Annotated in this window: 35 protein-coding genes; 1 reads left to right on the top strand and 34 read right to left on the bottom strand. The window is 55.0% G+C overall.

Going from position 1 to position 26,399, the window contains the following annotated elements:
- Positions 1-30: 30 nt before the first annotated feature.
- The 32 genes from map to ANT_RS04970 form a co-directional block, all read right to left on the bottom strand.
- Positions 31-843 carry a type I methionyl aminopeptidase gene (gene map / locus ANT_RS05125; protein ID WP_013559451.1) on the bottom strand — a complete coding sequence of 271 codons (813 nt, stop codon included), beginning with the start codon at positions 841-843 and terminating at the stop codon, positions 31-33.
- On the bottom strand, positions 840-1,502 hold the full coding sequence (locus ANT_RS05120) for an adenylate kinase (RefSeq protein WP_013559450.1): 663 nt from the start codon (positions 1,500-1,502) through the stop codon (positions 840-842). The genes map and ANT_RS05120 overlap by 4 nt, the downstream gene beginning before the upstream one ends.
- Before the next feature lie 6 nt (positions 1,503-1,508).
- Positions 1,509-2,855 (bottom strand): preprotein translocase subunit SecY, encoded by a 1,347-nt coding sequence (secY, locus tag ANT_RS05115; protein ID WP_013559449.1) that lies wholly within the window; start codon positions 2,853-2,855, stop codon positions 1,509-1,511.
- A gap of 16 nt (positions 2,856-2,871) precedes the next feature.
- Complete coding sequence (gene rplO / locus ANT_RS05110) at positions 2,872-3,324, bottom strand: 50S ribosomal protein L15 (protein ID WP_013559448.1); 453 nt, start codon at positions 3,322-3,324, stop codon at positions 2,872-2,874.
- Positions 3,321-3,521 (bottom strand): 50S ribosomal protein L30, encoded by a 201-nt coding sequence (gene rpmD / locus ANT_RS05105; RefSeq protein WP_013559447.1) that lies wholly within the window; start codon positions 3,519-3,521, stop codon positions 3,321-3,323. Before rpmD ends, rplO begins: the two co-directional genes overlap by 4 nt.
- The gene (gene rpsE / locus ANT_RS05100; protein WP_013559446.1) at positions 3,514-4,050 is read right to left on the bottom strand and encodes a 30S ribosomal protein S5; all 537 of its coding nucleotides are present in this window, start codon (positions 4,048-4,050) and stop codon (positions 3,514-3,516) included. The genes rpmD and rpsE overlap by 8 nt, the downstream gene beginning before the upstream one ends.
- Before the next feature lie 19 nt (positions 4,051-4,069).
- Positions 4,070-4,435, bottom strand: coding sequence for a 50S ribosomal protein L18 (rplR, locus tag ANT_RS05095; protein ID WP_013559445.1), 366 nt, complete (start codon positions 4,433-4,435; stop codon positions 4,070-4,072).
- Between the two features lie 10 nt (positions 4,436-4,445).
- On the bottom strand, positions 4,446-5,006 hold the full coding sequence (rplF, locus tag ANT_RS05090; RefSeq protein ID WP_013559444.1) for a 50S ribosomal protein L6: 561 nt from the start codon (positions 5,004-5,006) through the stop codon (positions 4,446-4,448).
- Positions 5,007-5,031: 25 nt separating this feature from the next.
- A complete protein-coding gene (gene rpsH / locus ANT_RS05085; protein WP_013559443.1) occupies positions 5,032-5,448 on the bottom strand; it encodes a 30S ribosomal protein S8 in 417 nt (138 codons plus the stop codon).
- An 18-nt stretch (positions 5,449-5,466) separates the two neighbouring features.
- Positions 5,467-5,649, bottom strand: coding sequence for a type Z 30S ribosomal protein S14 (locus tag ANT_RS05080; protein ID WP_013559442.1), 183 nt, complete (start codon positions 5,647-5,649; stop codon positions 5,467-5,469).
- A gap of 1 nt (position 5,650) precedes the next feature.
- Positions 5,651-6,193 (bottom strand): 50S ribosomal protein L5, encoded by a 543-nt coding sequence (gene rplE, locus ANT_RS05075; RefSeq protein ID WP_013559441.1) that lies wholly within the window; start codon positions 6,191-6,193, stop codon positions 5,651-5,653.
- An 18-nt stretch (positions 6,194-6,211) separates the two neighbouring features.
- On the bottom strand, positions 6,212-6,544 hold the full coding sequence (gene rplX, locus ANT_RS05070; RefSeq protein WP_013559440.1) for a 50S ribosomal protein L24: 333 nt from the start codon (positions 6,542-6,544) through the stop codon (positions 6,212-6,214).
- Positions 6,545-6,563: 19 nt separating this feature from the next.
- Positions 6,564-6,935, bottom strand: coding sequence for a 50S ribosomal protein L14 (gene rplN, locus ANT_RS05065; protein ID WP_013559439.1), 372 nt, complete (start codon positions 6,933-6,935; stop codon positions 6,564-6,566).
- Between the two features lie 3 nt (positions 6,936-6,938).
- On the bottom strand, positions 6,939-7,211 hold the full coding sequence (gene rpsQ / locus ANT_RS05060; protein WP_013559438.1) for a 30S ribosomal protein S17: 273 nt from the start codon (positions 7,209-7,211) through the stop codon (positions 6,939-6,941).
- The gene (rpmC, locus tag ANT_RS05055) at positions 7,208-7,417 is read right to left on the bottom strand and encodes a 50S ribosomal protein L29 (protein ID WP_013559437.1); all 210 of its coding nucleotides are present in this window, start codon (positions 7,415-7,417) and stop codon (positions 7,208-7,210) included. Before rpmC ends, rpsQ begins: the two co-directional genes overlap by 4 nt.
- Positions 7,414-7,842, bottom strand: coding sequence for a 50S ribosomal protein L16 (gene rplP, locus ANT_RS05050; RefSeq protein ID WP_013559436.1), 429 nt, complete (start codon positions 7,840-7,842; stop codon positions 7,414-7,416). The genes rpmC and rplP overlap by 4 nt, the downstream gene beginning before the upstream one ends.
- A 45-nt stretch (positions 7,843-7,887) precedes the next feature.
- The gene (gene rpsC / locus ANT_RS05045) at positions 7,888-8,565 is read right to left on the bottom strand and encodes a 30S ribosomal protein S3 (RefSeq protein ID WP_013559435.1); all 678 of its coding nucleotides are present in this window, start codon (positions 8,563-8,565) and stop codon (positions 7,888-7,890) included.
- Between the two features lie 18 nt (positions 8,566-8,583).
- A complete protein-coding gene (gene rplV, locus ANT_RS05040) occupies positions 8,584-8,925 on the bottom strand; it encodes a 50S ribosomal protein L22 (protein ID WP_013559434.1) in 342 nt (113 codons plus the stop codon).
- 3 nt (positions 8,926-8,928) lie between these two features.
- Positions 8,929-9,222: a 30S ribosomal protein S19 gene (gene rpsS, locus ANT_RS05035; protein ID WP_013559433.1), complete on the bottom strand. Its 294-nt coding sequence runs from the start codon at positions 9,220-9,222 to the stop codon at positions 8,929-8,931.
- A 56-nt stretch (positions 9,223-9,278) separates the two neighbouring features.
- On the bottom strand, positions 9,279-10,103 hold the full coding sequence (gene rplB / locus ANT_RS05030; protein WP_013559432.1) for a 50S ribosomal protein L2: 825 nt from the start codon (positions 10,101-10,103) through the stop codon (positions 9,279-9,281).
- Between the two features lie 2 nt (positions 10,104-10,105).
- The gene (rplW, locus tag ANT_RS05025; RefSeq protein ID WP_013559431.1) at positions 10,106-10,405 is read right to left on the bottom strand and encodes a 50S ribosomal protein L23; all 300 of its coding nucleotides are present in this window, start codon (positions 10,403-10,405) and stop codon (positions 10,106-10,108) included.
- Positions 10,406-10,418: 13 nt separating this feature from the next.
- Complete coding sequence (gene rplD, locus ANT_RS05020; protein ID WP_013559430.1) at positions 10,419-11,045, bottom strand: 50S ribosomal protein L4; 627 nt, start codon at positions 11,043-11,045, stop codon at positions 10,419-10,421.
- A gap of 34 nt (positions 11,046-11,079) precedes the next feature.
- On the bottom strand, positions 11,080-11,709 hold the full coding sequence (gene rplC / locus ANT_RS05015; RefSeq protein WP_013559429.1) for a 50S ribosomal protein L3: 630 nt from the start codon (positions 11,707-11,709) through the stop codon (positions 11,080-11,082).
- 294 nt (positions 11,710-12,003) lie between these two features.
- A complete protein-coding gene (gene rpsJ / locus ANT_RS05010; protein WP_013559428.1) occupies positions 12,004-12,312 on the bottom strand; it encodes a 30S ribosomal protein S10 in 309 nt (102 codons plus the stop codon).
- Positions 12,313-12,325: 13 nt separating this feature from the next.
- Entirely contained in the window at positions 12,326-13,528 is a 1,203-nt protein-coding gene (tuf, locus tag ANT_RS05005) for an elongation factor Tu (RefSeq protein WP_013559427.1), read from the bottom strand.
- A gap of 36 nt (positions 13,529-13,564) precedes the next feature.
- Complete coding sequence (gene fusA, locus ANT_RS05000; RefSeq protein ID WP_013559426.1) at positions 13,565-15,637, bottom strand: elongation factor G; 2,073 nt, start codon at positions 15,635-15,637, stop codon at positions 13,565-13,567.
- A gap of 24 nt (positions 15,638-15,661) precedes the next feature.
- On the bottom strand, positions 15,662-16,129 hold the full coding sequence (rpsG, locus tag ANT_RS04995; RefSeq protein ID WP_013559425.1) for a 30S ribosomal protein S7: 468 nt from the start codon (positions 16,127-16,129) through the stop codon (positions 15,662-15,664).
- Between the two features lie 26 nt (positions 16,130-16,155).
- The gene (gene rpsL, locus ANT_RS04990) at positions 16,156-16,572 is read right to left on the bottom strand and encodes a 30S ribosomal protein S12 (protein ID WP_013559424.1); all 417 of its coding nucleotides are present in this window, start codon (positions 16,570-16,572) and stop codon (positions 16,156-16,158) included.
- Between the two features lie 148 nt (positions 16,573-16,720).
- Positions 16,721-20,665, bottom strand: a complete 3,945-nt coding sequence (rpoB, locus tag ANT_RS04985) for a DNA-directed RNA polymerase subunit beta (protein WP_013559423.1) — start codon at positions 20,663-20,665, stop codon at positions 16,721-16,723.
- A 153-nt stretch (positions 20,666-20,818) separates the two neighbouring features.
- Positions 20,819-21,307, bottom strand: a complete 489-nt coding sequence (locus tag ANT_RS04980; RefSeq protein WP_013559422.1) for a low molecular weight protein arginine phosphatase — start codon at positions 21,305-21,307, stop codon at positions 20,819-20,821.
- An 11-nt stretch (positions 21,308-21,318) separates the two neighbouring features.
- Positions 21,319-22,392 carry a GDP-mannose 4,6-dehydratase gene (gene gmd, locus ANT_RS04975; RefSeq protein WP_041455333.1) on the bottom strand — a complete coding sequence of 358 codons (1,074 nt, stop codon included), beginning with the start codon at positions 22,390-22,392 and terminating at the stop codon, positions 21,319-21,321.
- An 84-nt stretch (positions 22,393-22,476) separates the two neighbouring features.
- On the bottom strand, positions 22,477-23,373 hold the full coding sequence (locus tag ANT_RS04970) for a TIGR01777 family oxidoreductase (protein ID WP_013559420.1): 897 nt from the start codon (positions 23,371-23,373) through the stop codon (positions 22,477-22,479).
- A gap of 74 nt (positions 23,374-23,447) precedes the next feature.
- On the opposite strand from ANT_RS04970, the gene ANT_RS04965 reads away from it, so the two are divergent.
- Entirely contained in the window at positions 23,448-23,951 is a 504-nt protein-coding gene (locus ANT_RS04965) for an HNH endonuclease (protein WP_013559419.1), read from the top strand.
- A 67-nt stretch (positions 23,952-24,018) separates the two neighbouring features.
- Here the strand turns inward: ANT_RS04965 and ANT_RS16135 are convergent, their stop codons facing one another.
- Positions 24,019-25,440 carry a stage II sporulation protein M gene (locus tag ANT_RS16135; RefSeq protein WP_013559418.1) on the bottom strand — a complete coding sequence of 474 codons (1,422 nt, stop codon included), beginning with the start codon at positions 25,438-25,440 and terminating at the stop codon, positions 24,019-24,021.
- Entirely contained in the window at positions 25,430-26,359 is a 930-nt protein-coding gene (locus ANT_RS04955) for an ABC transporter ATP-binding protein (RefSeq protein ID WP_013559417.1), read from the bottom strand. Before ANT_RS04955 ends, ANT_RS16135 begins: the two co-directional genes overlap by 11 nt.
- Between the last annotated feature and the right edge of the window lie 40 nt (positions 26,360-26,399).

Raw genomic sequence — 26,399 nt, 5'->3', positions numbered from 1 at the left:
ATAATCGCAACAGGCAAACCAAAGTTGTTATTATATGCCGCTTGCCCGTTTTTGTCCAGACTCATCCTCCCCTAACAGGGTAAGGATTACCGGTCCATCTTCGGTGACTGCAATGGTGTGTTCAAAGTGGGCTGTGAGCGAACCATCTGCAGAAGCCACCGTCCACTCATCCGCCAGAACGCGGGTCTGCCAGGTTCCAACCAGCACCATCGGCTCCAGCGCAATGGTCAACCCCGGTCGGAGCAGTAAGCCACGTCCCGGAACCCCGTAATTGGGTACCTGCGGACCTTCGTGCATGCGCCGCCCCACACCATGACCGGTATACTCGCGGGTAACATGAAAACCACGGCTTTCCACATAATGTTGAATAGCCGCCGAAATGTCTCCCACGCGATTGCCCGGCTTCATTTGCCGAATGCCCGCATAAAGCGCGCCTTCGGTCACCTCTAACAACTTGCGAGCCACCTCAGAAATTTGCCCCACGCCCACCGTGAAAGCAGCATCTGCCACAAAGCCACGGTACACCGTGCCGCAATCCACCGTGACAATATCCCCTTCCTTGATCTTCCGGGTCTTGCTGGGAATGCCATGCACCAGTTCATCGTTGATGCTGACACAGGTGCTGGCAGGATAGGGATACGGTCCCGGATAGTTTTTGAAGGGCGAATATACCCCATACTTTTTCAGCACGGCTTCCGCTGCTGCGTTGACGTCGGCAGTGGTAGCGCCAGGCTGGATAGCGGCACGGGCGGCCGCCAGCGCTTCGGCGTTGATTTTTCCTGCCTCGCGCATGATTTCCAGTTCCTGCGGGGTCTTGATGGTGATTTGACGATCCCAGCTCACGATGCTTTTACCTTTCGGATGGCGTTGAGAATTTGTTGGCTTACAACTTCAATAGACTGGGTACCATCAATTTCCACCAGCAACTGGCGCTCGCGATAGTAATCAATCAACGGCGCAGTGTTTTTAAGGTACTCTTCAATCCGTTTTCGCACGGTTTCCGGTTTATCGTCTTCTCGTTGAATCAGAGGCGTACCATCGGCATCACACACACCGGGCTGTTTCGGAGGGTTATTGGTGACATGGTAAACCCGCCCGCAAGTTGGGCAACTGATGCGCCCGCTCAGGCGTTCCACCAGCACCTCAGCCGGTACGGAGATGTAGGGAACACAGTCCACTTTCCCCGAAAGTTCCGCCAGCATAGCAGATAAAGCATCTGCCTGAGCCACTGTACGCGGGAAGCCATCGAAAAGCACCCCCTGCGCACAATCGGGACGGGTAATACGCTCCCGGACCATAGCGATGGTGACATCATCGGGGACCAGTTTGCCGGCATTCATGTAACTTGCCGCCAGTTGCCCCAATTCGGTCTGGTTGCGCAGGTTTTCGCGGAACAGGTCGCCGGTAGAAACATGGGCCAACCCAAAGGTTTGTACAATCTGAGTTGCCTGCGTTCCTTTTCCTGCACCCGGAGGTCCTAACAGCACAATGTATGTTGCCATACGCCCCTACCCTTTGATGAGGCTTTCCTGATAACCGTGCAGTTTCAATTCGGTATCAATGATGGTGAAGGTATCGCGCACCACACCCACCACGATGAGCAAGCCCGCCGCCGAGATGAGCAGCAACCCTGCCCCGGCATTTGCCGGTAAGAGAGCATGCACAATGTAAGGCAGAACGGCTACCAGCCCGAGGAAGAGAGCCCCCGGAAGGGTGATGCGACGCTGAACTTTACTCAGGTACTTCTGAGTGGCTTCACCACGTAACACACCTTGGATCTGCGCGCCCTGTTTCTTCAGGTTTTCACCATAGTTCTGTTGCTGGAACAGCACATCGGTGTAGAAGAATGTAAACAGCACCACCATCAGGAAATAGATGATGATGTACAGAGCGCTTTGAGAACTGAACAACCGCTGAATATCCCGGGCTGCATTTGCCACCCACTCCGTTTTGGACAGGATGAAGTAACTTGCCAGCATGGAGGGGAAAGTCAAAATCGCCTGAGCAAAAATCAACGGGATCATGCCCGCCATGTTGACCATCAGCGGCAGGTTGCTATGCACCGGCATGGACATGCGATTGCCCACGCGCCGCCCCGGGAATACCACCGGTACGTTGCGGCGCCCCTGCTGAACATACACGATGGCGAAAATGGTCAGCACCAGGATAGCCAGAATAACCAGCAACATCCACCAACCATTTTGCTGATCGCTCAAGATGGAGAGTAAGTTCGCAGGAATGCGCGCAACGATACCGGCAAAGATGATCAACGACAGGCCTTGCTTGGGGATACCGTACTCTGAAATGAGTTGGCCCAGCCAGATGCCGAACATGGTCCCACCCATCATAGTGAGAATCACTGTCAGGGTAGGCAAAAGATTTGCGCCGCTCCACCCGTAATTGGGCAGGATGGCAGCAATCCCCCCCTGCAACAGCGAGCCGAAGATGTTAATCTGCCCAATGGCCGAGAGGAACGCCATGGGGATGGTCAGGATGATGGTCCACTTTTCCATCCAGATTTGCCCCTCGCGGGGGTTATCTTTCAGCCGCTGTTCCAATGCCGGGATGATGGGGACCAGCAGTTGCAGGATAATCTGAGCAGTAATGTAAGGGTACACTCCCATCGCCAGGATGGAGAAGTTGGAAATGGTACCGCCCGAGAGCAGGTCGAGTAAGCCCAGGAAAGACTGGGCTCCACCCGACCCCTGCAGTAAACCGCGAATCACCTCGGTATTCACCCCGGGAACGGGGATGTTGGCAGCCAGCCGGTAGATCACTAACAGCAGAAACGTGATGAGCAGTTTCTGACGAATATCGACCGACTTCCACAGGTAACGCCAAGCAGACCGTTTCATAAAAGGTCTCCTGATACTAGGCTATCAATTCCACCTTACCACCGGCGGCTTCGATTTTTGCACGCGCGCCTTTGGTGACACGTTGCGCCTGAACAGTCAAAGCGCGGGTCAATTCACCACGACCGAGGATCACGACCGGGTTGCTGTTTTTGTGCAGCATGCCCGCCTGGGCTAGCAGTTCCGGAGTGACAACTGTGCCTTCCGGGAAGCGTTCCAACTGTTCGACGTTGACTTCATTGTACTCCACCTGATTGGGGGGAGTAAAGCCTTCACCACGCATGAAGGGTAAGCGGCGGTAGAAGGGCAGGTTACCGCCCTGCCGGTAGAGTTTACCACCCTGACCGGAGCGCGCCCCTTCGCCTTTGGTACCGCGACCGGCGGTTTTACCCTGACCAGCCGCGATACCAATACCCTTGCGTTTGTGCTTTTTCTTGGCACCTTCGTTCGGGAAAAGATCGTGAAGTTTCATTTCACTTCCTCAACTTTCACCAGATGGTTCACTTTGAGAAGCATTCCCCGCAAGGAAGGGGAATCGGGGTGTACAACGCTCTGATGCAATTTGCGCAGGCCCAGAGCACGCACCGTGGCTTTATGCCTCTCGGAGTAACCGATGGGGCTTTTGACCAGCGTAATTTTCAACATTTTCGGTTCGGTCGCTTCAGTCATGTTTCTTCCTCCGCTCCCAGAACGGCAAAATTTCTTCCACAGCCTTACCGCGATGAGCGGCTTCCTCTTCAGGGAATTTCAGCTGGTCAAGGGCTTCAAAGGTTGCCTGCACCACGTTGAGCACATTCGAACTGCCCAGCGATTTGGTGAGGATATCGCGGATGCCAGCGGCTTCCAGAACAGCGCGCACGCCACCTGCGGCAATCACGCCGGTACCGGGGGAAGCCGGTTTGAGCAGAACCTTCGAACCGCCCACTTTTCCGATCACCTCATGCGGGATGGTCGTCCCAAACATGCTGATCTTGCGCATGTTCTTGCGGGCGCGTTCCGTGGCCTTGCGCATGGCATCCGGCACAGCGTTGGCTTTACCAACCCCTAAACCCACATGACCTTTGTTATCACCAGCCACAACCGTCACACGGAATTGAAAGCGGCGGCCACCTTTGACGACTTTGGCAACCCGCGCAATTTCAATCACGCGCTCGTCATACTGGGTTTCAATACTTGGATATTCCATCATGTCCATCATGGATCAGGACCTTCCTTCCTTAGAAATCCAGACCGGCTTCGCGGGCAGCATCTGCCAGAGCCTTGACGCGACCGATGTAGCGGAAACCGCCACGGTCAAAGACAACTTGCTTGATGCCCTTGGCAAGGGCGCGCTCGGCAACCAGTTTACCAACCAGTTTTGCCTGTTCGGTCTTATTCAAACCGGCGGTTTTCTCGCGCAGTTCATGATCAATGCTTGATGCGGCCGCCAGCGTATGACCAGCCTGGTCATCAATCACCTGAGCGTAAATTTCCGCCAGACTGCGATAGACGCTGAGGCGAGGGCGCTCAGGCGTGCCCTGTACTTTCATGCGCACGCGGCGATGCCGATGTAAACGTCCTTCAGCACGAGTTCGTTTTGCCATATCTCACCTGCTATTTCTTGCCACCTTTACCGCCCTTGCCCGATTTACCGGCTTTGCGGCGAATCTTCTCACCCAGATAGTGGATGCCTTTGCCCTTGTAGGGTTCCGGCGGGCGGATCTTGCGGATATCCGCGGCTATCTGTCCCACCTGTTCAGCATCGGCGCCGATGACCCGAATTTGCCGGGTGCGCTCTTCCACCTCAAAGGTGATGCCCGCAGGCGGTTCAACGACGACGGGGGGCGAATACCCCACATTCAACACCAGATTTTTACCTTCCATGCTGGCGCGGTAACCCACCCCTTCAATCTCCAGCACCTTGGTGAAGCCGGTGCTCACACCGGTCACCATATTCTGGATGAGTGCACGGGTGGTGCCGTGCAAGGCTTTGATGCGCGGCTCGTCCGATTCGCGCGTCACCTGCACCTGATTGCCTTCCAGCGTAATCTGGACACCCGGCGCGAAGGTGCGAGCAAGTGTTCCACGGGGACCTTTGACGGTCACACTCAGCCCATCCACCCCCACCTGCACGCCAGAGGGAATAACCACAGGTAAACGTCCTATACGAGACACAGTTCTACCTCCTTCACGTCGCAGGCTACCAGACCTTGCAGAGGATCTCGCCGCCCACGCCCAGTTTACGAGCCTGCTGTCCCGTCATCACTCCCTTGGGAGTGGAGAGGATGGCAATGCCCATTCCGGAGAGCACCCACGGAATTTCCGATTTGGGCGTATAGATGCGGCGTCCGGGCTTGCTCACGCGCTCCAACCCGGTGATGACGGGTTTGCGCTGGCGCCGTTCGCCCACGTATTTCAGTTTCAACCGCAACACTTTGCGCGCCGAGTTTTCAGCCTCTTCAGCCACCTCGTAATCCTCGATGTATCCTTCTTCTTTGAGGATTCGGGCGATCTCCACTTTGATCTTCGAAGAGGGCATGGCAACCATGGCGTGCCCGGCCATAATGCCGTTGCGGATTCGGGTCAACATATCAGCAATTGGATCGTTAACGCTCATCGCATACCTCCCAACCGGCTACCAGGAAGCCTTTGTCACGCCAGGGATCTTGCCCTGCAGTGCCAGTTCGCGGAAACAAATGCGGCACAGTCCAAACCGGCGGATGTAACCGCGCGGGCGCCCACAGCGCTCGCAACGATTGCGCACGCGCACTTCGTACTTACGCCGCATCTCACGATATTTCATGCATTTCTTCGCCATATTAACCCTTTCTGAATGGCATACCCAGCATTTCCAACAGCGCCGCTGCATGATCGTCGCTCTTGGCGGTGGTCACAATGGTGATCTCCATCCCGCGAATCTTGTCGATTTTGTCGTACTCGATTTCGGGGAAGATCAACTGCTCGCGCAAGCCAAGGGTGTAGTTACCACGCCCGTCGAAGGCGTCACGAGAAACACCCCGGAAGTCGCGCACGCGCGGTAAAGCCACATTCATCAGGCGATCAAGGAAAGACCACATGCGCTCGCCACGCAGGGTGACTTTCGCACCAATCGCGCGCCCTTCGCGCAGTTTGAACGCCGCAATGCTCTTGCGGGCTTTGGTAATGACCGGTTTCTGTCCGGTGATCGCCATCAGGTCCGCGGAAGCGGCTTCCAACGCCTTGGGGTTGTCCAATGCCTCGCCCAAGCCAATGTTCACCACAACCTTCTGGATTTTGGGCACCTGCATGACATTGTCCAGACCCAGCGACTTCATCAACGCAGGCACAACTTCTTTCTGATAGTATTCCTTCAACCTGTTCATCGTATCACTCCAGGTGCCTTAGTCATCAATAACCGCCTGGCATTTCTTGCAGACGCGCACGGCTTTCTCTGCCTGCCGGTTAATGCCCACGCGGGTGGCTTTGCCACACTTGGGGCAAACCAGCATCACATTCGAAATGTGAATGGGCGCCTCAAATTTGACCAGACCGGGGTTGATCGTGCGGCCCTGAGCCTGAACCTGACGCTGGTGCTTGGTGCGCAGGTTGACTCCCTGTACCACCACGCGCCCCTCGTCGGGCAGAACGCGAATGACCTCACCGCGTTTGCCTTTGTCCTCCCGGCGGCCGCTGATCACCTCTACCGTATCGCCCTTATGAATCTTGACCTTCATACCACTCTCCTCATCGATCCTAGAGCACTTCAGGCGCCAGCGAGACGATCTTCATGAAGCCTTTTTCGCGCAGTTCACGCGCCACAGGCCCAAAGATGCGGGTGCCTCGCGGGTTCTGTCCGGAGCTGTCCAGGATCACAGCGGCATTATCGTCAAACCGAATGGTCGAACCATCTTCGCGCCGCCATTCCTTTGCACAGCGTACGATCACGGCTTTGACGATCTCGCTTTTCTTCACTGCGCCCTGCGGTGCAGCCGACTTGACCGTCGCCACCACAATATCGCCCACTTCGCCATATTTGCGGGTCGACCCACCCATGATGTGGATGACCAGCAGTTCGCGAGCGCCCGTGTTGTCGGCAACCTTTAATCGGGTTTCCTGTTGAATCATGGCTTAGGCTCCTTCCTCCACCACGTCTGCGCCGCTGGACTTGCGAACGATTTTCTCCACTACCCAGCGCTTTTGCGCAGAAAGCGGGCGGCTTTCCACAATTTGCACCACATCTCCTACCTCGCACCCCAGTTCATCGTGGGCTTTGACCTTTTTGATGGAGTGCACCACTTTCTTGTACAGCGGGTGCTGGAAGGTGCGGGTGATTTGAACCACAACCGTTTTCATCATCTTATTGCTGGTCACGAGACCGGTCATGCGACGGCGCGTGTTCATTTTTCACCTCTTTCTTCTGCCAGTTCGCGTTCGCGCAGGATCGTCTCGAAACGAGCGATCAGGCGGCGAGTCTTTCCCAGACGGCTGGTATCGGTCAATTGACCGGTAGTCATCTGGAAACGCAGGTTCATCAATTCCTGACGAGCATCCATCAGTTTGGCTCGCAGTTCTTCAGTTGTTAGTTGTCGAATTTCAGACGGTTTCATGCCTGTTCTCCTTCCACTTCCTCACGTGCAATAACCTTGGTTTTGATGGAGAACTTATAGGAAGCCTGACGAAGGGCTTCTTTTGCCACTTCTTCGGGTAAGCCTCCCACTTCGAACATGATCCGCCCAGGGCGAACCACAGCCACCCAGTACTCCACATTCCCTTTTCCTTTACCCATACGGGTTTCAGGCGGACGATGGGTATAAGGTTTATCCGGGAAGATGCGAATCCAAATCTTACCTCGGCGGCGCATTTCACGCACGATGGCACGGCGGGCGGCTTCAATCTGGCGCGCAGAAACCCAACCGGGTTCAAGCGCCTGCAGAGCGTACTCGCCGAAGGCGATTTCTGCCCCGCGTAAGGCTTTCCCGCGCATGTTACCGCGCTGTTGTTTGCGCCACTTGACACGTTTTGGCATCAACATGGTTGCTACCTCTTTCTCTCATCCCGACATGTGTCAGGGGTATCGTTATTCGCTTACGTACACGCCTTCGGTAGGCTCGGCTTTTTCCTCAACCTCGGGGGCCATCTCACCTTTGTAAACCCACACCTTCACGCCGATGCGGCCATAGGTGGTGAGAGCCTCAGCGCGAGCGAAATCAATATCGGCTCGCAGGGTCTGCAACGGGACACGCCCTTCGCGCAGCCATACACTGCGGGACATTTCCGCACCACTCAGGCGCCCCTGAACCTCGACCTTGATGCCTTTGGCGCCCTGGCGCATGGCTTGCTGGAGAGCGCGCTTCATCGCCCGGCGGTAACTCACGCGGCGTTCAATCTGGGAAGCCAGATTTTCTGCCACCAGCAAGGCATCGGTATCGGGGTTCTTGATCTCTTTAATTTCGAGGTCAATTTTCTTGCCGGTCAGGGCTTCCAGGTCCTGGCGCAGTTTCTTCACGCTTTCTCCCTTGCGTCCAATGAGGATGCCGGGTTTGGCGGTGAAGACAATCACGCGCACTTTACCGGGGAAGCGTTCCACTTCCACACGGGAAACGCCTGCGTTTTCGGCAATCTCCCGCACCAGTTTGCGGATCTGAAAATCCTGTTGCAGATTTTGTGTATACTCTTTCCCGTCTGCAAACCAGCGGCTTTCCCAAGCCTTGTTTACAACGAGACGAAAACCAACGGGATTAACTTTGCGTCCCATATCTGCTCCTGGTCCTTACTACTCCCGCTCGCGCAGGACAATCGTGATGTGCGAAGTGCGGCGCAAAATCGGCTTGAAGCGTCCACGTGCACCAAAACGGCGCCACTTGCGCGTGGGTCCTTCATCGGCGGCAATTTCATGGATGTAAAGGTTGTCGCGGCTCACGCCAAAGTTTTCTTCAGCGTTGGCAATGGCCGAATCCAGCACTTTGTTAATGATCCGCGCGGCTTTCTTGGGGGTGAAGCGCAAGATATTGGAGGCTTCGACCACCGGTTTTCCCCGCACCAGATCCACCACCAGGCGCGCTTTCTGCGCGGAAGTTTCGGCAAATTTCAACTGAGCGCGAATATCCGTTGCCATGGTTTATTTGCCTCCCTTGCCCTTAGCGCCAGAGGATTTCTCCGCTACATGACCGCGGAACAGGCGTGTGGGGGCAAACTCGCCCAGGCGATGTCCAACCATGTTCTCGGTGATGTAGATGGGCACATGGCGGCGTCCATCATGGACGGCAATGGTGTGTCCGACCATTTGAGGGAAGATCACACTTGCCCGGCTCCACGTGCGAATCACCTTTTTCTCGCCCCGGGTGTTCATCAACTCGATTTTCTTGAGAAGTTTCGGGTCAACGTACGGCCCTTTTTTCAACGATCGTGACATAGTCTCGTCCTTCTTTCTTCCGGTCTAACGCAATTCCAATCGCTAAACCGCGTCTCTTACTTGCGACGGCGGACAATGTACTTGTCGGTCTGCTTATTGCGGCGGGTCTTGTAACCGCGGGTGGGTTTACCCCACGGAGACTTGGGACCCGGCATACCGACCGGCTGACGCCCTTCACCACCACCATGCGGATGGTCGCGGGGGCTCATCGCGGTACCGCGCACCGTCGGGCGAATACCCATGTGGCGCTTGCGCCCGGCTTTGCCCAGTTTGACATTGGAGTGGTCCAGGTTACCCACCTGTCCAATGGTCGCATAGCAGGTCTGGCGAACCAGACGCACCTCGCCAGAGGGCAGACGAACCTGAGCGTAATCGCCTTCTTTAGCCAGCAGTTGGGCGGCAGCACCTGCCGCGCGCACCAGTTGACCGCCACGCCCCTCTTTGAGTTCGATATTGTGAATCATCGTACCCACGGGGATGTTGGCGATAGGCAGACTATTACCCGGGCGGATTTCCGCATCCTTGCCAGCCAGAACCGTATCACCCACCTTTAAGCCCAACGGAGCCACAATGTAGCGTTTTTCGCCGTCAGCGTACACCAGCAAAGCAATGCGGGCTGTGCGGTTGGGATCGTATTCAATCGCGGCAACGCGGGCAGGAATGCCACGCTTATCGCGTTTGAAGTCCACCAGGCGGATGAACTGGCGATTGCCACCACCCTGATGACGAACCGTAACGCGTCCAAAATGGTTGCGCCCGGCGTGCTTCTTGCGCACAACGATCAGCGAGCGTTCCGGCTTGGTTTTGGTAATTTCCTCAAATGTGTAACCGGTCATGCCGCGCAGACCGGGGGTTACCGGTTTGTAGACTTTAACAGCCATGGTTACACCCCTTCAAACAGCGGAATGGAGTCCTCGGGCGCCAGCGTCACGATGGCTTTCTTGTACCCTTCACGGGTCACCACCACGCGGCGGCTTCGTCCACGGCGGCTTTGTTTTGCCGGAACATTGATCAGGTTCACCCGCAGGACCGTCACATTGAAAATCTTCTCAACGGCATCCTTCACCAGCGTGCGGGTGGCGTCATCTGCTACCTCAAAGACATACTGATGAAGTTTACCAGCCTGATAATTGGTCTTCTCCGTAATCAACGGGCGGCGAAGTACATCATAGATCGTGCTCATTCTGTCCTCCTGTTTACCCGAGGTTCGCCGAGATCACATCCAGCGCCGCCAACGGCATGACCACCTTATCGAACATCAGCAGGTCGCGGATGTTCAGGTAATTTGCCAGCAAGATTTTGGCGTCCGGCAGGTTGCGAGTAGAGCGGATCACACCCTCATAGGCTTCCTTTTCCGGAATGAGAACCAGCGCACTGGCATCACCAACCAGCGTGTTCAACGCCTGCGCCATGTGCCGGGTCTTGGCTTCAGGCAGAGTCAGTTGATCCACCACCACGATGGCGTTTTCGGCCGCCTTGACAGAGAGAGCCGAGCGCAGTGCAGCGCGGCGCATCTTTCGCGGCATCAACTGGACGTATGAACGCGGGTGCGGCGTGTGCACTTTGGCACCCTTTGCCCAAACCGGCGAACGAGTGGAACCCTGACGGGCACGACCAGTACCCTTTTGTCGCCAGGGCTTACGCCCACCCCCCGAGACCTCATTGCGGGTCTTGGTGTCGTGGGTTCCCAGACGCGCATTCGCCATCTGGCGAACATACGCCTGATGCATCAGATCAATATAAATCGGGGCTTCAAAGATGCTCTCGGGAAGTTCCACAGAGCTGACTTTCTGCCCTTGCATGTTGACTACATCTACTAACATACCATCGCTCCTACATTCAGGCTAAGGCAGCCAGCTACTGTTTACGCGCCTCTTTGATGACGACCAGGCCGCCTTTGGCGCCCGGCACCGAGCCTTTGACGCCAATCAGGTTGCGTTCGGTATCCACCAGGACCACTTTCAAGCCCTGCGCGGTCACGCGGTCATTGCCCATATGACCCGGTCCCCGCGATCCTTTATACACACGCCCCGGTGTCGTGCCCGAGCTACGCGAACCGGGAGCGCGGTGACGATCAGACTGACCGTGAGTCTTCGGACCGCCACGGAAATGGTAGCGCTTCACACCACCCTGGAAGCCCTTGCCTTTGCTGGTGCCAACGACATCCACGCGCTCGCCCACAGCAAAGCACTCCACAGTCACTTTATCGCCTTCTTTGACTTCTGGATTTTTGACCCGAAACTCGCGCAAAAAGCGCAACGGCGGAAGGTTATTGCGTTTCAGGTGGCCTAATTCGCCGCCTGTGAGGCGCTTGGGTTTCACCTCTTCAAACCCCAGTTGGACGGCTGAATAACCGTCGTTTTCCGGCGTACGTACCTGGGTAACGTAACAAGGCCCAGCTTCGATGACGGTGACCGGAATAGCCACACCATTTTCATCGAAAATCTGGGTCATACCGATTTTCTTGCCAATCAGCCCTTTCAACATATCTCTGTTGTCTCCTTGCTTCAAAGTGTCGGGACTGTCAGCCTGGGCTCGGCTGCATCATCCCCGTCCGTAACGCAGTCAGTTCGTGGAGGGCATCGCTCGGGTCTCTTTACACGCGCCCAGCGCACCAACTCTTGCGCTACCTGTTCGGGCTTTGCGCCCAAAACCGCTCTATTTTACCAGAGCGTGTTTTTTCTGTCCAGAGTAAAATCCTGTTTTCACACCGAGCCAGTTTGCACAGAGGGAATTTCCCCTGCGCAAACTGGCTTCACAACACCTTCGAAAAGTGACCTTTTAGATCTTAATCTCGATGTCCACACCTGCAGGCAGGTTAAGCCGCATCAGCATGTCAATCGTCTTGGCATCCGGATCAATCACGTCAATGAGACGATTGTGGGTGCGAATCTCGAAATGCTCGTGAGAATCCTTGTCAATGAAGGTCGAACGGCGCACTGTGTATCGTTCAATCTTGGTGGGCAGAGGAACCGGACCCACTACCCGAGCGCCACTGCGTTCGGCAGTTTCCACAATACGCTTGGCAGATTGATCCAGCACACGATGATCAAAAGCCTTCAGGCGGATACGAATACGTTGCTTGGCCATTTCTCACCTTTTCTTACTCGAGGATCTTGGTGATGACGCCCGCGCCGACCGTCAAACCGCCTTCGCGGATCGCGAACTTCGAGCCCTGCTCCAACGCCACCGGCACGATCAGTTCCACTTCCAGGTTCACATTGTCGCCCGGCATCACCATCTCTACACCTTCCGGCAACTTGATCGTCCCCGTCACATCCATCGTCCGAATGTAGAACTGCGGCCGATATCCGTTGAAGAACGCCTTGTGCCGTCCTCCCTCTTCTTTCTTCAACACGTACACTTCGCTCATGAAGCGCGTGTGCGGCGTAATGCTTCCTGGTTTCGCAATCACCATCCCGCGTTCCACATCCGTCCGCTCCACACCGCGCAGTAACAAACCAACATTGTCACCCGCGATGCCTTCGTCCAGCGTCTTGTGGAACATCTCCACCCCCGTCACCACTGACGACATGCTCTTCTCGCGCAAGCCCACAATCTCCACCGGCTCGCCTACCTTGATCCGTCCGCGCTCAATGCGCCCCGTCACCACCGTCCCGCGTCCCTTGATCGAGAACACGTCTTCCACCGGCATCATGAACGGCTGATCCACCGGCCGCGGCGGCTCAGGAATATACTCATCCACCACCCGCAGCAGTTCCTTGATGCACGCATACTCCGGCGCATTCGGATCCTTCGACGGGCATTCCAGCGCCTTCAGCGCGCTCCCCCGCACTATCGGCGTCGTGTCCCCAGGGAACCCGTACCCGTTCAGCATCTCCCGCAACTCCATCTCCACCAACTCCAGGAGTTCCGGGTCGTCCATCATGTCCACTTTGTTCAAGAACACCACAATGCTCGGCACTTCCACCTGTCGCGCCAGCAACACGTGCTCCCGCGTCTGCGGCATCGGACCATCCGGCGCCGCTACCACCAGGATCGCCCCATCAACCTGCGCCGCACCCGTGATCATGTTCTTAATATAGTCACGGTGCCCAGGCATGTCCACGTGCGCATAGTGCCGCTTCTCCGTCTCGTATTCCACATGCGCAATGTTGATCGTGATCCCACGCGCTTTCTCTTCCGGCGCGTTGTCAATCTGATCGTATGCCTTGAATTCCGCTTTCCCCAGCAGGTTGCAGTACTTCGTGATCGCCGCCGTCAGCGTCGTCTTCCCGTGGTCAATGTGTCCCATCGTCCCTACGTTCAGATGCGGCTTCGTCCGTTCAAATTTCTGCTTCGCCATAAAAACACTCCTCCAAAATTTCTGGTGAATATCCGGTTACGAATTGAGAATCTTTTGCGCAACGGTGGCGCTCACGGGAGCATAATGGTCAAACTCCATGGAGAAGACACCACGTCCCTGAGTGGCTGAGCGCAACTCAGTTGCATATCCAAACATCTCTGCCAGCGGCACCATTGCCCGCACCGCCTGAGCATTTCCCGGGCGCACTTCCATGCCCTGAATCTCACCACGGCGGGCGTTCAACTGCCCCAGCACATCGCCTAAATACTCTTCCGGCACCACAACTTCCACCTTCATGATCGGCTCAAGCAACACGGGAGAACCGCGCTGAATCCCTTCCTTGAAGGCGAAAATTGCCGCCATTTTGAACGACATTTCGTTCGAATCAACCTCATGATAAGAGCCGTCAATCAGCGTCACTTTGACATCTGTGACCGGATATCCGGCAAGGACACCACTTTCCGCGGCTTCCATAACGCCCTTTTGCACCGCCGGGACAAATTCCTGCGGCACAGCCCCGCCGACCACTTTGCTCTCAAACTGAACGCCGTTACCCCGCTCTACCGGCTCAATACTGAAGACCACATGACCGTACATGCCTTTTCCGCCCGTCTGTTTGACATAGCGGTACTCGACTTTGGGCACTTCACGGGTAATAGTTTCGCGGTAAGAAACCCGCGGTCTCCCGACATTGGCTTGCACCCGGAATTCCCGCAACATTCGGTCCACCAGCACATCCAGATGCAGTTCACCCATACCGGAAATAATGGTTTGACCGGTATTTTCGTCTGTGCGCACCCGGAAGGTCGGATCTTCTTCCGAAAGTTTGCGCAGGGCATCTGCCATCTTGTCCTGATCGGCGGTAGTCTTGGGCTCAATCGCTACCGAAATGACTGGCTCGGGGAACTGAATGCTCTCCAAAAGAATTGGCGCCTGCGGATCACACAGGGTATCACCCGTGAAGGACTCTTTCAGTCCCAACACAGCCCCAATATCTCCGGCGGGAATCTCTTCAACGTCCTCGCGCCGATCAGCGTACATGCGCAAGAGGCGTCCAATGCGTTCCTTGCGTCCCTTGCCCGGATTGTACACCATGGTATTGCTGGTTACTTTACCAGAGTAAACGCGGAAGTAAGCCAGCCGCCCTACGTATGGATCGGTGACAATTTTAAACACCAGGGCGCTTAAGGGAGCATCATCGGAAGCCGGACGGGTGATTTCCTCGCCCGAATTGGGGTCAGTACCACGCACAGGCGGGATGTCCAGCGGCGAGGGCAGGTAATCAATGATGGCATCCAGCACCGGCTGAACCCCCTTGTTCTTCAGAGAACTGCCACAGAAAACCGGGGTGGCTTTGTTTGCCAGGGTCGCCCGTCGCAATGCCGCTTTCAACTCCTCCACAGTGATCTCTTCACCTTCAAGGAATTTGACCGTCAGGTCGTCATCCAGTTCGGCAATGCGTTCTACCAGGATGGCACGCCGCTCTTCGGCTTCATCCCGCAGTTCGGCAGGAATCTCGCCATATACCGGTTCTCGACCGAGTTCGTCGCGCCAGGTAATGGCCTGCATGGTGAGCAAGTCCACCACACCGGAGAAGTTAGATTCGGCACCAATGGGGATTTGCATGGGAATCGGGTTGGCTCCCAGGCGAGTCCGAATGGACTCAATCGAATACTCGTAAGAAGCGCCAACCCGATCCATCTTGTTGATGAAACAAATGCGCGGGACATTGTAACGATCCGCCTGTCGCCAGACAGTTTCGCTTTGGGGTTCTACACCCTGGGTGGCGTCAAATACGACCACGCCGCCATCCAGAACGCGCAGGGAACGCTGAACCTCCGCCGTGAAATCAATATGTCCCGGCGTATCAATGAGGTTAATTTGATAATCTTTCCACTCAGCGGTGACCGCCGCAGAAACAATGGTAATTCCCCGCTCTCGTTCCTGCACCATCCAATCCGTTACAGTGGTGCCTTCATCCACCGATCCCAACCGGTACGTTTTTCCTGTATAGAACAGGATACGTTCGGTGGTCGTGGTCTTCCCCGCGTCAATATGAGCAATGATTCCGATGTTACGGCACCGCTCTAACGGAAATGTTCGAGCCATGCTTCACCTTTTTATACTGATAAACTAAACCCGGAAGTGAGAGAACGCTCGGTTCGCCTCCGCCATCTTGTGGGTTTCTTCGCGCTTGCGCACGGCAGCACCCTGGTTGTTATTGGCATCCAGCAATTCAGCCGCCAACTTTTCAGAGAAAGATTTGCCCGTTCGGGCTTTCGCAGCCTGGATAATCCAGCGCATGGCTAATGTCATGCGGCGGCGAGCAGGAACCTCCAGAGGAACCTGGTAAGTAGCACCACCTACACGGCGCGGGCGAACTTCCATGATGGGGCCCACGTTCTTAATCGCCTGCTCAAAGATATCTACGGCAGGGCGACCGGTTTTTTCCTGCACCATGTCAAACGCATCATAGACCAGACGAGCCGCAAGGCTCTTCTTGCCACGGCGCATCACCCGGTTAATGAATTCCTGCACTAACACGCTGTTATAGCGAACATCCGGATTGATTTCTCGGACCTCAGGTTTGGTACGACGCATATTTCCCTACTCCATGATCCAAAAGACTATTTCGGCCGCTTCGCGCCGTACTTTGAACGACCCTGGCGCCGCTTGGCAACGCCCGTGGTATCCAGCGTGCCGCGCACAATGTGGTAACGCACACCCGGCAGGTCCTTTACGCGGCCGCCGCGCACCAGCACCACCGAGTGCTCCTGCAACTGATGCCCTTCACCCGGAATATACGCCGTAACTTCGATGCCGTTCGTCAGGCGCACGCGGGCGATTTTCCGCAAAGCCGAGTTCGGCTTCTTGGGGGTCATCGTACGGACAACGGTGCACACCCCACGCTTCTGCGGGGAGCCACCCTCCTGGCGAAGGCGGCGCTGCTTTGGGATGTTCAAAATGTACTGCAAAGCAGGCGCTTTGCTCTTCACCTTCTTCGACTCGCGTCCTTTTCGAATGAGTTGATTGATGGTTGGCACCTTCTTGCCTCCAAAAAATTAAGTCAGTACGGTTTGATAGCGTTTCTTTCGTCATAAAGGGAGGCCATCAAACCTTGCACAGATGGCCTCACCTCTATTTCCGTGTTCATGACAGGCAACGGGCAAGGATTATATCACAACTCTCAGACTAGAGCAAGTCATCCTCGCCGTCACCCCCCAAGCCCAAATCCTCACCCAAACCGAGCAAGCCGGTTTCAATCTTGGGCGGGCGTACGCGCTCTTCATCTTTGCCAAAGCGCACCACCTCACCATTTTCCATGATGGCTTCCACGGCTACGCCCAAACTCTGCAGTTCCTTGACCAGCACGCGGAACGCCGCCGGAATGCTCGGCTCTTCGATGGGCTCATTCTTGACAATGGCTTCGTAGGTCGCCACACGTCCCTGAACATCGTCGGACTTAACCGTAAGCATTTCCTGCAGGGTATGCGCTGCGCCGTAGGCTTCCAAAGCCCACACCTCCATTTCACCAAAGCGCTGACCACCAAACTGCGCTTTACCACCCAACGGTTGTTGCGTCACCAGGCTGTACGGGCCAGTAGAACGTGCGTGGACTTTGTCTTCCACCAGGTGGTGCAGTTTCATCATGGTCATCACGCCTACAGTGACAGGTTGATCGTAGAATTCGCCCGTCTTGCCATCGCGGAGGCGCTGTTTGCCCAGCAAAGGCATGGGGTTGCCGGTCTGGCGCATGTAATCTTCCGCTACCTCGCGCAGGTTTTCACCAGCAACGTTGCTCACATCCACACCCTGAGATTGCAACCAGATGCGCAGGCAGACTTCAATGGCGTTGAGGTCTTTGGGTGAGACTGCGGGGGCTTTCATGCCCACATCCTCAAACTGCAAAATCTCTTCCGGGTTATAGCCCCTGTCACGCAGCCACTCTGCCAGGGTGGAACGTCGCGCGTACACCTCATCCTCGAGCAGGCGATCCATGTCGTAGCCACGCTCGCCGAGCCACTGTTGAATGTACAACGCCCGAACCTCATCATCATCGCGGAAGGTTTCAGGGGTAACATCCTGTTCCTTCACCCACTGCCAGGCAGCATCTGCTGTTTCTTTCCACGCCAGATCAATCAGGTATGCGCGTGCCAGTTCGGCTTCGATTTCGGTTTCGTTTGCGCCATCAAAGACCGGGGTAATAGCGCGGAAGCCAAGACGCATGGCCGCCCAACCCAGGTGAGTTTCGAGCACCTGCCCGATGTTCATACGTCCTGGAACGCCCAACGGGTTAAGGATAATATCCACCGGTGTACCGTCTTCGAGGAAGGGCATATCTTCTACCGGCACCACGCGAGAGACCACGCCTTTGTTCCCGTGACGTCCTGCCATCTTGTCACCAGCGGTAATCTTGCGTCGTTGAGCAACCGACACCCGCACCATCATGTCCACGCCGGCAGGCAGGTCGGTGTTATCCTGGCGTGTGAAGACTTTGACGTCCACTACTTTACCGCGCTCACCATGCGGCATGCGCAGAGAAGTGTCCTTCACATCCCGAGATTTTTCGCCAAAGATCGCCCGCAAAAGGCGCTCTTCAGGGGTGAGTTCCTTTTCACCTTTCGGGGTAATCTTGCCCACCAGGATATCGTTCGGGCCCACTTCCGCACCAATGCGGATGATGCCGTTTTCATCCAGATCCTTAATGGCATCTTCACCCACATTGGGAATGTCGCGGGTAATCTCTTCCGGGCCCAGTTTGGTATCGCGGGCTTCAACCTCGTATTTCTCAATATGCACCGAAGTAAATTTATCGTCCTGTACCAGACGTTCGGAAATCAGGATGGCGTCTTCAAAGTTTCCACCTTCCCATGAGAGGAACGCCACCACCACGTTCTGCCCCAGCGCCAGGTTGCCGTTGACGGTTGAACTGGAATCCGCCAGCACATCGCCCTTGCGGACAATTTGACCTTTGTGCACTGCTGGACGCTGATCAATGCAGGTAGATTGATTGGAGCGCTGATACTTGCGCAACTGGTACACGCGCACGCCACTGGACGTTCGCAGAAGAATCTGCCGCCCGTTAACCGAAATGACCTCACCATCTTCCTCAGCCACCAGCACCTGCCCAGAGTCGCGCGCGGCATACAGTTCCATGCCCGTGGAGACAATGGGGATTTCCGGGCGCACCAGAGGCACCGCCTGGGCTTGCATGTTAGACCCCATCAAGGCGCGGTTAGCGTCGTCGTGTTCAAGGAATGGAATCAGCGCCGCGCTGATACCCACCACCTGATTGGGCGCCACATCCATGTAGTTAATGCTGTCTGGTGAGGCTTCGGTAAAGTCAGAATGGTAGCGGCAGGAAATGCGATCCTGAATAAATTCGTTATACTCATTGAGCAGGGAGTTTGCCTGCGCAATCATGAACTTGTCTTCTGCGTCGGCGGAGAGATATTCCACATCCTCTGAAACAAACGGCACTACAAAGATGGTGGTTTTATTCAGTTTTTGAATTGCCGGAAGCATCTCTGCAGTGACGCGCTCACCCTCACGAGCAATTACCTCGCCTGTTTCCGGATCAGTGAGGGTTTCGCGTAATTTACGACCCACCAGACGCTTGTCTTTGGAAGAGAGTGATTTAATCACCCGGCGATAGGGGGTTTCAATAAAACCATATTCATTCACACGCGAGAAGGTCGCCAGACGACCAATCAAACCAATATTGGGACCTTCAGGGGTTTCAATCGGGCAAATACGCCCATAATGCGAGTGATGCACATCGCGCACGTCAAACCCTGCGCGCTCACGGCGCAAACCACCCGGGCCTAAAGCCGAGAGCGTGCGCTTGTGGCGCAGTTCGGCGAGCGGATTGGTCTGATCCATGAACTGGGACAACTGGCTGGAGCCAAAGAACTCGCGCAGTGCCGCCACCACCGGTCGAATATTAACCAGGCTCATCGGCGTCACCTGCTCCTGATCGCGGATGGACATGCGTTCTTTGATGACGCGCTCCATGCGGCGCAAACCAATGCGCAATTTGTTCTGAATCAATTCACCCACCGTCTTGACCCGGCGGTTACCAAGGTGGTCAATGTCATCCTTATCCTCGCGCTCGTTGTTGATGAGAATCATGCGCCGGATTAGATTGAGGATATCCCACTTGGTGATGGTCCGATGGGTAACCGGAATTTTATCGGACAGATCCAGTTTCTGATTGAGTTTGTAGCGACCAACCCGCTCCAGGTCATAATGGCGCTGATCAAACAGTTGTTCCTCCAGGAACTGGCGGGCGTTTTCGAGGGTCGCCGGATCGCCCGGACGCATGCGCTTGAAGAACTCCAGCAATGCTGCCTGAGCAATTGTCAAACCGCCGGTCAGGTCCCAAACAGGTTCCTGGCGCATGGTTGAGACAATGAACAGGCGCTCGGGGTTGTTATCCACATCCTGGAACAGCGCCAGAAGTTCTTCGTCCGTCCCTTCTTTGATTGGACTTTCACCGCCCAAGCCATCATCCACAGCCGCCAGCGCGCGCAGGAAGATGGTAATCGGCACCGTGCGCTTGCGATTGAACTTGAGAATCAGGTAATCGTTCTTGCGGGTCTCAAACTCCATCCAGGCGCCGCGGTCGGGAATTAATTTCGCCATTGCCAGGCGCCGTCCCGTTGCTCGATCTACAGGGGCATCGAAATACACACCTGGAGAACGAATTAACTGCGAGACAACCACGCGCTCAGTACCATTAATGATGAACGTACCCTTGTCGGTCATCTCCGGGAAATCTCCCAGGAAGATTTCCTGACGAATGGGCTCAGGGACTTCAGGTCCTGCCAGTAAAACCCCCACATACAGCGGACTGGCATAGGTTAAATCCTTTTCCACACATTCCTCAATGGAATGCTTGGGCTCTCCAAAACGGATACGCAGGTTAAACTGCTGAGCCTCGGGCGAACGCCCCGGGAAGTACAACTTCATTCCCTTGTTATAAGATTCAATTGGGGAAATCTCATCAAAGAGATCAATTAACCCTTCTTGCTTGAGACGCTTGAACGAATCAACCTGAACATCAATCAAATCGGGAAGGTCGAAAACAACCGGAATACGCGCGTAAGACTTCGTGGTTGTCAATTCGGAAGCCATGCTTTTCTCCTGCACCTCATACTTTAGACCGGATCCTGTCCTGCGATAAACACAATACGTGCATTTTACGTAAAAGGCAATTATACCCGAACGATACCCGTTGGGTCAAGGAACTTGTTTGCTTAATTTTCTTCTCGCTTCCCCACTAAATTTTCAACCTGAAGAAACCTTGCCATGAAAACCGACTAAAGCCAAAATCCGCGGCATTCCTTTTTCAAGATAGGCATCAATTTCTGCCGCAGTTTTTTCGTATTCCTCTAAAGAGGCGCCAAAGGGATCTTCAACAGGAAGGTGTTCACCCACCATTTCGGTCAGCAAATAAATCCGCTCAGCCAGGTGTGGAAACTCCACCTGCAAGGCTTCTTTGTGGCCCGGTTCCATAACCAGAATCAGGTCAAACATCTCCAGCAGATAACTGGAGACCGTCTTAGAACGGTGGGAACGCAGATCCAGCCCGCGCTTCTGCATGGCGAGGACGGCATTTTGGGATGCCGCCTGCCCATCATGCGCCCATGTGCCGGCAGAATCCACCAGCCATTCTTCCGGACGAAGTCCGTCTGCCCGCAGACGCGCAGAAAAAAGCGCCGCCGCCATGGGCGAGCGGCAAATGTTGGCGGTACAGACAAACAACACTGCGGGCATTACCTGAACCTTTAGTGGTCATCCATCGAGATAACCTGCTTCTCCCAGCGATGCCAGTTGCCAAAGCGTTCCTGGAGGATGCGTTTGCCTTCACCAGGGCATTCCAAGCCCATCAGTTCCAGGTCGGCATCTACCATAATGCGCACCAGTTCACGGAAGCGCACTTTGGGCTCCCACCCCAGCACCCGGCGGGCTTTGGATGCATCGGCGAGCAAGTAGTCCACCTCGGTAGGGCGGAAATAGCGCGGGTCAATCTTGACGTACTCGTGCCAGTCCATATCGAGGTAGCCAAAGGCTTCATCGAGGAACTCGCGCACGGTATGGGCTTCACCCGTGCCGATGACGAAATCGTCGGGTTCATCGCGGTTGAGCATCATCCACATGGCTTCGACGTACTCCGGCGCATACCCCCAGTCTCGTTTAGAGTCAAGGTTACCCAGATAAAGCACCTTCTGCTTGCCCGCACGAATGGATGCCAGTGCGCGGGTAATTTTGCGCGTCACAAAAGTTTCACCCCGGCGTGGGCTTTCGTGGTTGAAAAGAATGCCATTGACGGCAAAAATGTTGTAGGCTTCCCGATAGTTGCGGGTGAGCCAGTAAGAGTACAATTTGGCTACTGCATAGGGACTGCGCGGCTCAAAAGGAGTTTGCTCATTCTGAGGCGGTTTAGCGCTCCCGAACATCTCACTGGAAGATGCCTGGTAGAAGCGCGCCTTGACGCCGCTCTTGCGAATGGCTTCCAGAATACGGGCTGTTCCCAAACCGGTAACATCGCCGGTAAATTCCGGCATATCGAAACTCACCCGCACATGGCTTTGCGCACCGAGATGATAAATCTCATCGGGGCGGATGTTGTAGATGATGTCCAGTAGCGTATCCGAAGCGGTCAAATCGCCGTAATGCAGGTACAGGTGCACCGGGTCGCCATTGGCATGAGGATCGCGGTAGATGTGGTCAATTCGGCGGGTGTTGAAGGTACTGGCCCGCCGAATCATCCCATGAACTTCGTAGCCTTTGGACAAAAGTAGTTCAGCCAGATACGAGCCGTCCTGCCCGGTAATCCCCGTAATGAGTGCTTTTTTCAACTTCTTGCCTCCCAAGCAAAAATCAACCAGTGCAAGAGTATACCATACTCTCCCCGGCATTTAAGGCACAACCGCAGGGATCTATCACTCCAACAAATTCTGCAACGCTCCTTCTAATTCTGGATATACAAATTTAAACCCCTCCGCCAGCAAACGAGCAGGGATAACCCGCTGACCATCCAGCACCAAGGTGCTCATCTCTCCCAGCAAAAGACGCAGGGCAAAGGCAGGAACAGGAAGCCAGTACGGACGTTTAAGCACTTTTGCCAGAGTGCGCATAAAATCGCGGTTCTGCACAGGATGTGGGGCTGAAAGGTTGTACACACCCCGGCTGGATGGCGTTTCAATGAGAAAGCGCATGGCACGCACCTGATCTTGAAGGTGAATCCACGAAATCCACTGCTTTCCAGAACCAAGCGGACCACCCGCTCCCAACCGGACGGGCAACACCATGCGTCCAAGCACACCACCTTCGCGCGCCAGCACTACCCCGGTACGAATCACCACGCGGCGCACACCCAAATTTTCCACTTCGCGAGTTGAATCTTCCCACGCCACACCCACCAGAGAGAGGAAATCCTTACCGGCAGAGGCGGTTTCATCCAGGGGTGTATCACCATGCTGAATGCCATAAAAGCCAATTGCCGAGGACTGCATCAGCACCGTGGGCTTTCGAGACACCTGTCGGAATGCCTGCAAGACGGCCTCACCCGCCTTGATCCGACTTTCCCGAATGCGTTGTTTTTTCTCTTCTGTCCAGCGCCCGGCACCAATGTTTTCCCCTGCCAGATTGACCACGGCATGGGCGCTTTCCATCTCATGGGAAAGGTCTTCCCAGCCAATCCGGCAAAAGGATTCAACCGGGCTTGCCTGCTGAGGATTGCGGCTCACCACCACAACTTCCCAGCCTGCATTATGCATTTCTCTGCAAAAGGCTTGACCAATCAAGCCGCTTCCCCCTGTTACTATCACCTTTGCCATAGCCCCTCCATAATCTTCGACATGTTTACCTGTTTTTTACCTTTTCCAAAAATGGTTCGTGCTATAATCTTGGTATGCACGAGCCTGTTCTGGTGTTGAATGCCAATTTTGAACCGATTCATGTATGTGACATGCGTCGGGCAATTGGGCTTTTAATGAGCGAGAAAGCCACCATGGTGGTCAATGGCAGAGGCAACATTCTCACCGTCAGCCGTGTCATTCCTCGCCCCTCGGTCATTCGGCTCCAGAAGATGATTTCACGTCCACGTCCACGGCTCAAACTGACCCGCCGCGAAGTCTTCCGCCGCGACAACTATACCTGCCAGTACTGTGGCAAACACACCACCGACCTGACAGTGGATCATGTCATTCCCCGGCACCTGGGCGGAGCACACTGCTGGACGAACGTGGTGGCTGCCTGCCCAGCATGCAATCATCGCAAAGGCGGGCGTACCCTCGAGGAAGCCGGGATGAAACTGCTTCGCCCTCCCACCGAGCCCCCCACGTCTGCCCGGTACGTCTTCGGCAGACATCTCGAAGAAAACAAAGAGTGGGAGCAGTTCCTGACCGGCTGGTGAAATTCTCCTTTCCTATGATAACAAAAAACAGGGCGCACAGAGCGCCCTGTTTGATTACGTCAAAGGTTTACTGACCTAACACCATCAAAACCAACCGGGGGGTAATGAAGGCTTCTACAAATGCCGCCACCACAAGCAAAGGGATCACGAGTCCCACCATAATCTTTGCCCAATCGGCAATGGCTTTCAGGAATACCTCTCCAATGGTCAGATCCCGGGCAGGGGTTGCCAGAGTCGCCCCGATCTTCAACACCGCCGCAGTAGCCAGGATGGCGGCAGGCACCTCAAAAATCCCGTGTGGGAGAATCATTGTCAGAATAGGGGAAAGTGCTACCTGATTGACGGAAAGGAAAGCCCCCAGAAAACCCACTACCGCCATGGTCCCCATGATGGGCAAAGTTCCGACAACACCAAAGGTAAAGATACCCAACACCATGGAAAGCAAAAGAACCCGTAAGTTTTGCCAGAAGATGAGCAAAAACATTCCCGATTCATTGCCTAGCAAGGTTTGTCGCAAGCGTTCAATATTAGGCAAACTTTGCTCCTGGAGTTTGCTTGCCGTAAGCAATACCGGAAATTCTTTCAACATGTAGGCACCAATGCCCAATCCAACCGCAGAAATCGCCAGCACCATTAGGGCGGGAACAAACAAACGTCTTAAGGTTGGAAAAACCGAGACGGAATACCACTCTCGAACAGAATACGCATTCCCCTTGAAGGTTTTCCAGAACACCTGCCACGCCCAGGCTGGTTTGAGGACATCAATTTCGCGCCCAAGCACTTTTTCACGATTGAAATGCGACACCCCTACCCGGCTCAATAATAACGCAATGACCAGGGTGCCAACCAGGACCCACCAGAGGGTCATCTCGTTTCCCCAGAACATCACCAGCGCTTCCCATTGAATGAGAAAAGCCACGGGGAGCACGATGAACGAAGAAAGCAGATTCGCTGCCCGCACCGAGGTTGCCTGACTGGAAATAACCACAGCACCAGAGACCATCATCACCGCTTGAATGGTCGTCAGCAGGAAAATTTGGGTCATAATCACCGGCGGCGGCAGAGGAATTCCCCGGGAGACCAGCCCTAACAAATATACCAGCATGGCAAGGTAACTACCCAGCAAAGGCATGAGGGTGGAAGCCAGTAACTTGCCCAGGTAAATTTGCCAGTCCAACAGAGGTGTATTGAGCAGGGGTTCAATGCTATTGCGTTCCTTTTCTCCTGCAAAGGACTCCAGAGCAATGACCAGAGAGACGGAAATTGGGAAGAAACCCACCACCATAAAGAGGAACGGCACCAGACGGTCGGCAACGATTGTCGCGCCGTATTCCGAGGTAAAGTCGAGCATCTCCCGCACCGTCCAGTTCATGATGAAGGGAAAGCCCAAAGCCAGGACAAGGATAGGAAGAATGATACGCCAGTCGCGCAGTTGATCTTTCAATTCGCGGCGCATCAAAATCCAGACGGGACGAAGCTCAGTCCACATTCTCTTTCTCCGACCGAACCACTTTTAAAAAAACTTCCTCAAGGCTTCGGGGGACTTCCTGAAAAGAAAGCACCTCCACCTGTTGATGAAGCAACGCTCTGAGAAGTTCGGGGTTGTGGGCACGGGGATGGGAAACCTGAAAGCGCACCCAATCTTCCCCCCGAGCAGTCACAGAAACCCCTTCTGGCAAACGCAAGGTTGCCCCATTGAGAGGACGAGCCAGGCGAGCAAGGAACTCCGGCGCTCCCAATTGCTGTTCTTTAACCTCTTCCAGCGAACCCTGTAAAATGACGCGCCCATGATGAATGATGGCAACATCATCTGCCAGTTCTTCCCCTTCCACCAGATTGTGTGTGCAGAGCAAAATCGTCCGTCCCTGCCCGCGCAGATGGGCAATGGCATTGCGCACCACCCGCGCAGATTCGGGATCCATGGCAGAAGTGGGCTCATCCAGCATGAGAACAGGCGGGTTATGAAGCAGCGCGCGCACCAGTGCCAGTTTCTGGCGCATACCTTTAGAAAATTCGCCCAGGCGCTTTTTTTCTGTACCTTCCAGTTCAAACTCTTCCAGCAAAGGTTTTGCCCGCTGACGTACTTCCAGCGCACTCATACCATACAGACTGCCAAAAAACTCCAGGTATTCCCAGAGGGTCATCCGCGAATACAAGCCATGATGCTCGGTCAGCACCCCCACCGAGGCTCTCACCTTTTGGGCTTCCAGGACAATATCGTATCCGGCAACCTTAGCACTTCCGCTGGTCGGTTTTAGAATAGATGAAAGCATTCGGATAGTGGTCGTCTTGCCAGCGCCATTTTTACCTAATAACGCCAGCACTCGCCCTTCCGCTACCGAGAAAGAGACTTGATTTACCGCAATAAAATCATCGAAAATTTTCGTCAAGCCTTCAGCGTAAATCATCCACAACCTCTACCATTAATATAAAAGAAAACCGCTTTTC

The sequence above is a fragment of the Anaerolinea thermophila UNI-1 genome (genome assembly GCF_000199675.1).
Lineage (GTDB): Bacteria > Chloroflexota > Anaerolineae > Anaerolineales > Anaerolineaceae > Anaerolinea > Anaerolinea thermophila.
The sequence above is the reverse complement of the archived record's forward strand: the minus strand, read 5'-3'. Positions and strand labels throughout refer to the sequence as shown.

Coding starts and splice junctions, on each gene's coding strand:
- ANT_RS05120 (WP_013559450.1), bottom strand. CDS start 1,502: ATGGCAACATACATTGTGCTGTTAGGACCTCCGGGTGCAGGAAAAGGA.
- secY (WP_013559449.1), bottom strand. CDS start 2,855: ATGAAACGGTCTGCTTGGCGTTACCTGTGGAAGTCGGTCGATATTCGT.
- rplO (WP_013559448.1), bottom strand. CDS start 3,324: ATGAAACTTCACGATCTTTTCCCGAACGAAGGTGCCAAGAAAAAGCAC.
- rpmD (WP_013559447.1), bottom strand. CDS start 3,521: ATGACTGAAGCGACCGAACCGAAAATGTTGAAAATTACGCTGGTCAAA.
- rpsE (WP_013559446.1), bottom strand. CDS start 4,050: ATGATGGACATGATGGAATATCCAAGTATTGAAACCCAGTATGACGAG.
- rplR (WP_013559445.1), bottom strand. CDS start 4,435: ATGGCAAAACGAACTCGTGCTGAAGGACGTTTACATCGGCATCGCCGC.
- rpsH (WP_013559443.1), bottom strand. CDS start 5,448: ATGAGCGTTAACGATCCAATTGCTGATATGTTGACCCGAATCCGCAAC.
- ANT_RS05080 (WP_013559442.1), bottom strand. CDS start 5,649: ATGGCGAAGAAATGCATGAAATATCGTGAGATGCGGCGTAAGTACGAA.
- rplE (WP_013559441.1), bottom strand. CDS start 6,193: ATGAACAGGTTGAAGGAATACTATCAGAAAGAAGTTGTGCCTGCGTTG.
- rplX (WP_013559440.1), bottom strand. CDS start 6,544: ATGAAGGTCAAGATTCATAAGGGCGATACGGTAGAGGTGATCAGCGGC.
- rplN (WP_013559439.1), bottom strand. CDS start 6,935: ATGATTCAACAGGAAACCCGATTAAAGGTTGCCGACAACACGGGCGCT.
- rpsQ (WP_013559438.1), bottom strand. CDS start 7,211: ATGAACACGCGCCGTCGCATGACCGGTCTCGTGACCAGCAATAAGATG.
- rpmC (WP_013559437.1), bottom strand. CDS start 7,417: ATGAAACCGTCTGAAATTCGACAACTAACAACTGAAGAACTGCGAGCC.
- rplP (WP_013559436.1), bottom strand. CDS start 7,842: ATGTTGATGCCAAAACGTGTCAAGTGGCGCAAACAACAGCGCGGTAAC.
- rpsC (WP_013559435.1), bottom strand. CDS start 8,565: ATGGGACGCAAAGTTAATCCCGTTGGTTTTCGTCTCGTTGTAAACAAG.
- rplV (WP_013559434.1), bottom strand. CDS start 8,925: ATGGCAACGGATATTCGCGCTCAGTTGAAATTTGCCGAAACTTCCGCG.
- rpsS (WP_013559433.1), bottom strand. CDS start 9,222: ATGTCACGATCGTTGAAAAAAGGGCCGTACGTTGACCCGAAACTTCTC.
- rplB (WP_013559432.1), bottom strand. CDS start 10,103: ATGGCTGTTAAAGTCTACAAACCGGTAACCCCCGGTCTGCGCGGCATG.
- rplW (WP_013559431.1), bottom strand. CDS start 10,405: ATGAGCACGATCTATGATGTACTTCGCCGCCCGTTGATTACGGAGAAG.
- rplD (WP_013559430.1), bottom strand. CDS start 11,045: ATGTTAGTAGATGTAGTCAACATGCAAGGGCAGAAAGTCAGCTCTGTG.
- rplC (WP_013559429.1), bottom strand. CDS start 11,709: ATGTTGAAAGGGCTGATTGGCAAGAAAATCGGTATGACCCAGATTTTC.
- rpsJ (WP_013559428.1), bottom strand. CDS start 12,312: ATGGCCAAGCAACGTATTCGTATCCGCCTGAAGGCTTTTGATCATCGT.
- tuf (WP_013559427.1), bottom strand. CDS start 13,528: ATGGCGAAGCAGAAATTTGAACGGACGAAGCCGCATCTGAACGTAGGG.
- fusA (WP_013559426.1), bottom strand. CDS start 15,637: ATGGCTCGAACATTTCCGTTAGAGCGGTGCCGTAACATCGGAATCATT.
- rpsG (WP_013559425.1), bottom strand. CDS start 16,129: ATGCGTCGTACCAAACCTGAGGTCCGAGAAATCAATCCGGATGTTCGC.
- rpoB (WP_013559423.1), bottom strand. CDS start 20,665: ATGGCTTCCGAATTGACAACCACGAAGTCTTACGCGCGTATTCCGGTT.
- ANT_RS04980 (WP_013559422.1), bottom strand. CDS start 21,307: ATGCCCGCAGTGTTGTTTGTCTGTACCGCCAACATTTGCCGCTCGCCC.
- ANT_RS04970 (WP_013559420.1), bottom strand. CDS start 23,373: ATGGCAAAGGTGATAGTAACAGGGGGAAGCGGCTTGATTGGTCAAGCC.
- ANT_RS04965 (WP_013559419.1), top strand. CDS start 23,448: ATGCACGAGCCTGTTCTGGTGTTGAATGCCAATTTTGAACCGATTCAT.
- ANT_RS16135 (WP_013559418.1), bottom strand. CDS start 25,440: ATGTGGACTGAGCTTCGTCCCGTCTGGATTTTGATGCGCCGCGAATTG.
- ANT_RS04955 (WP_013559417.1), bottom strand. CDS start 26,359: ATGATTTACGCTGAAGGCTTGACGAAAATTTTCGATGATTTTATTGCG.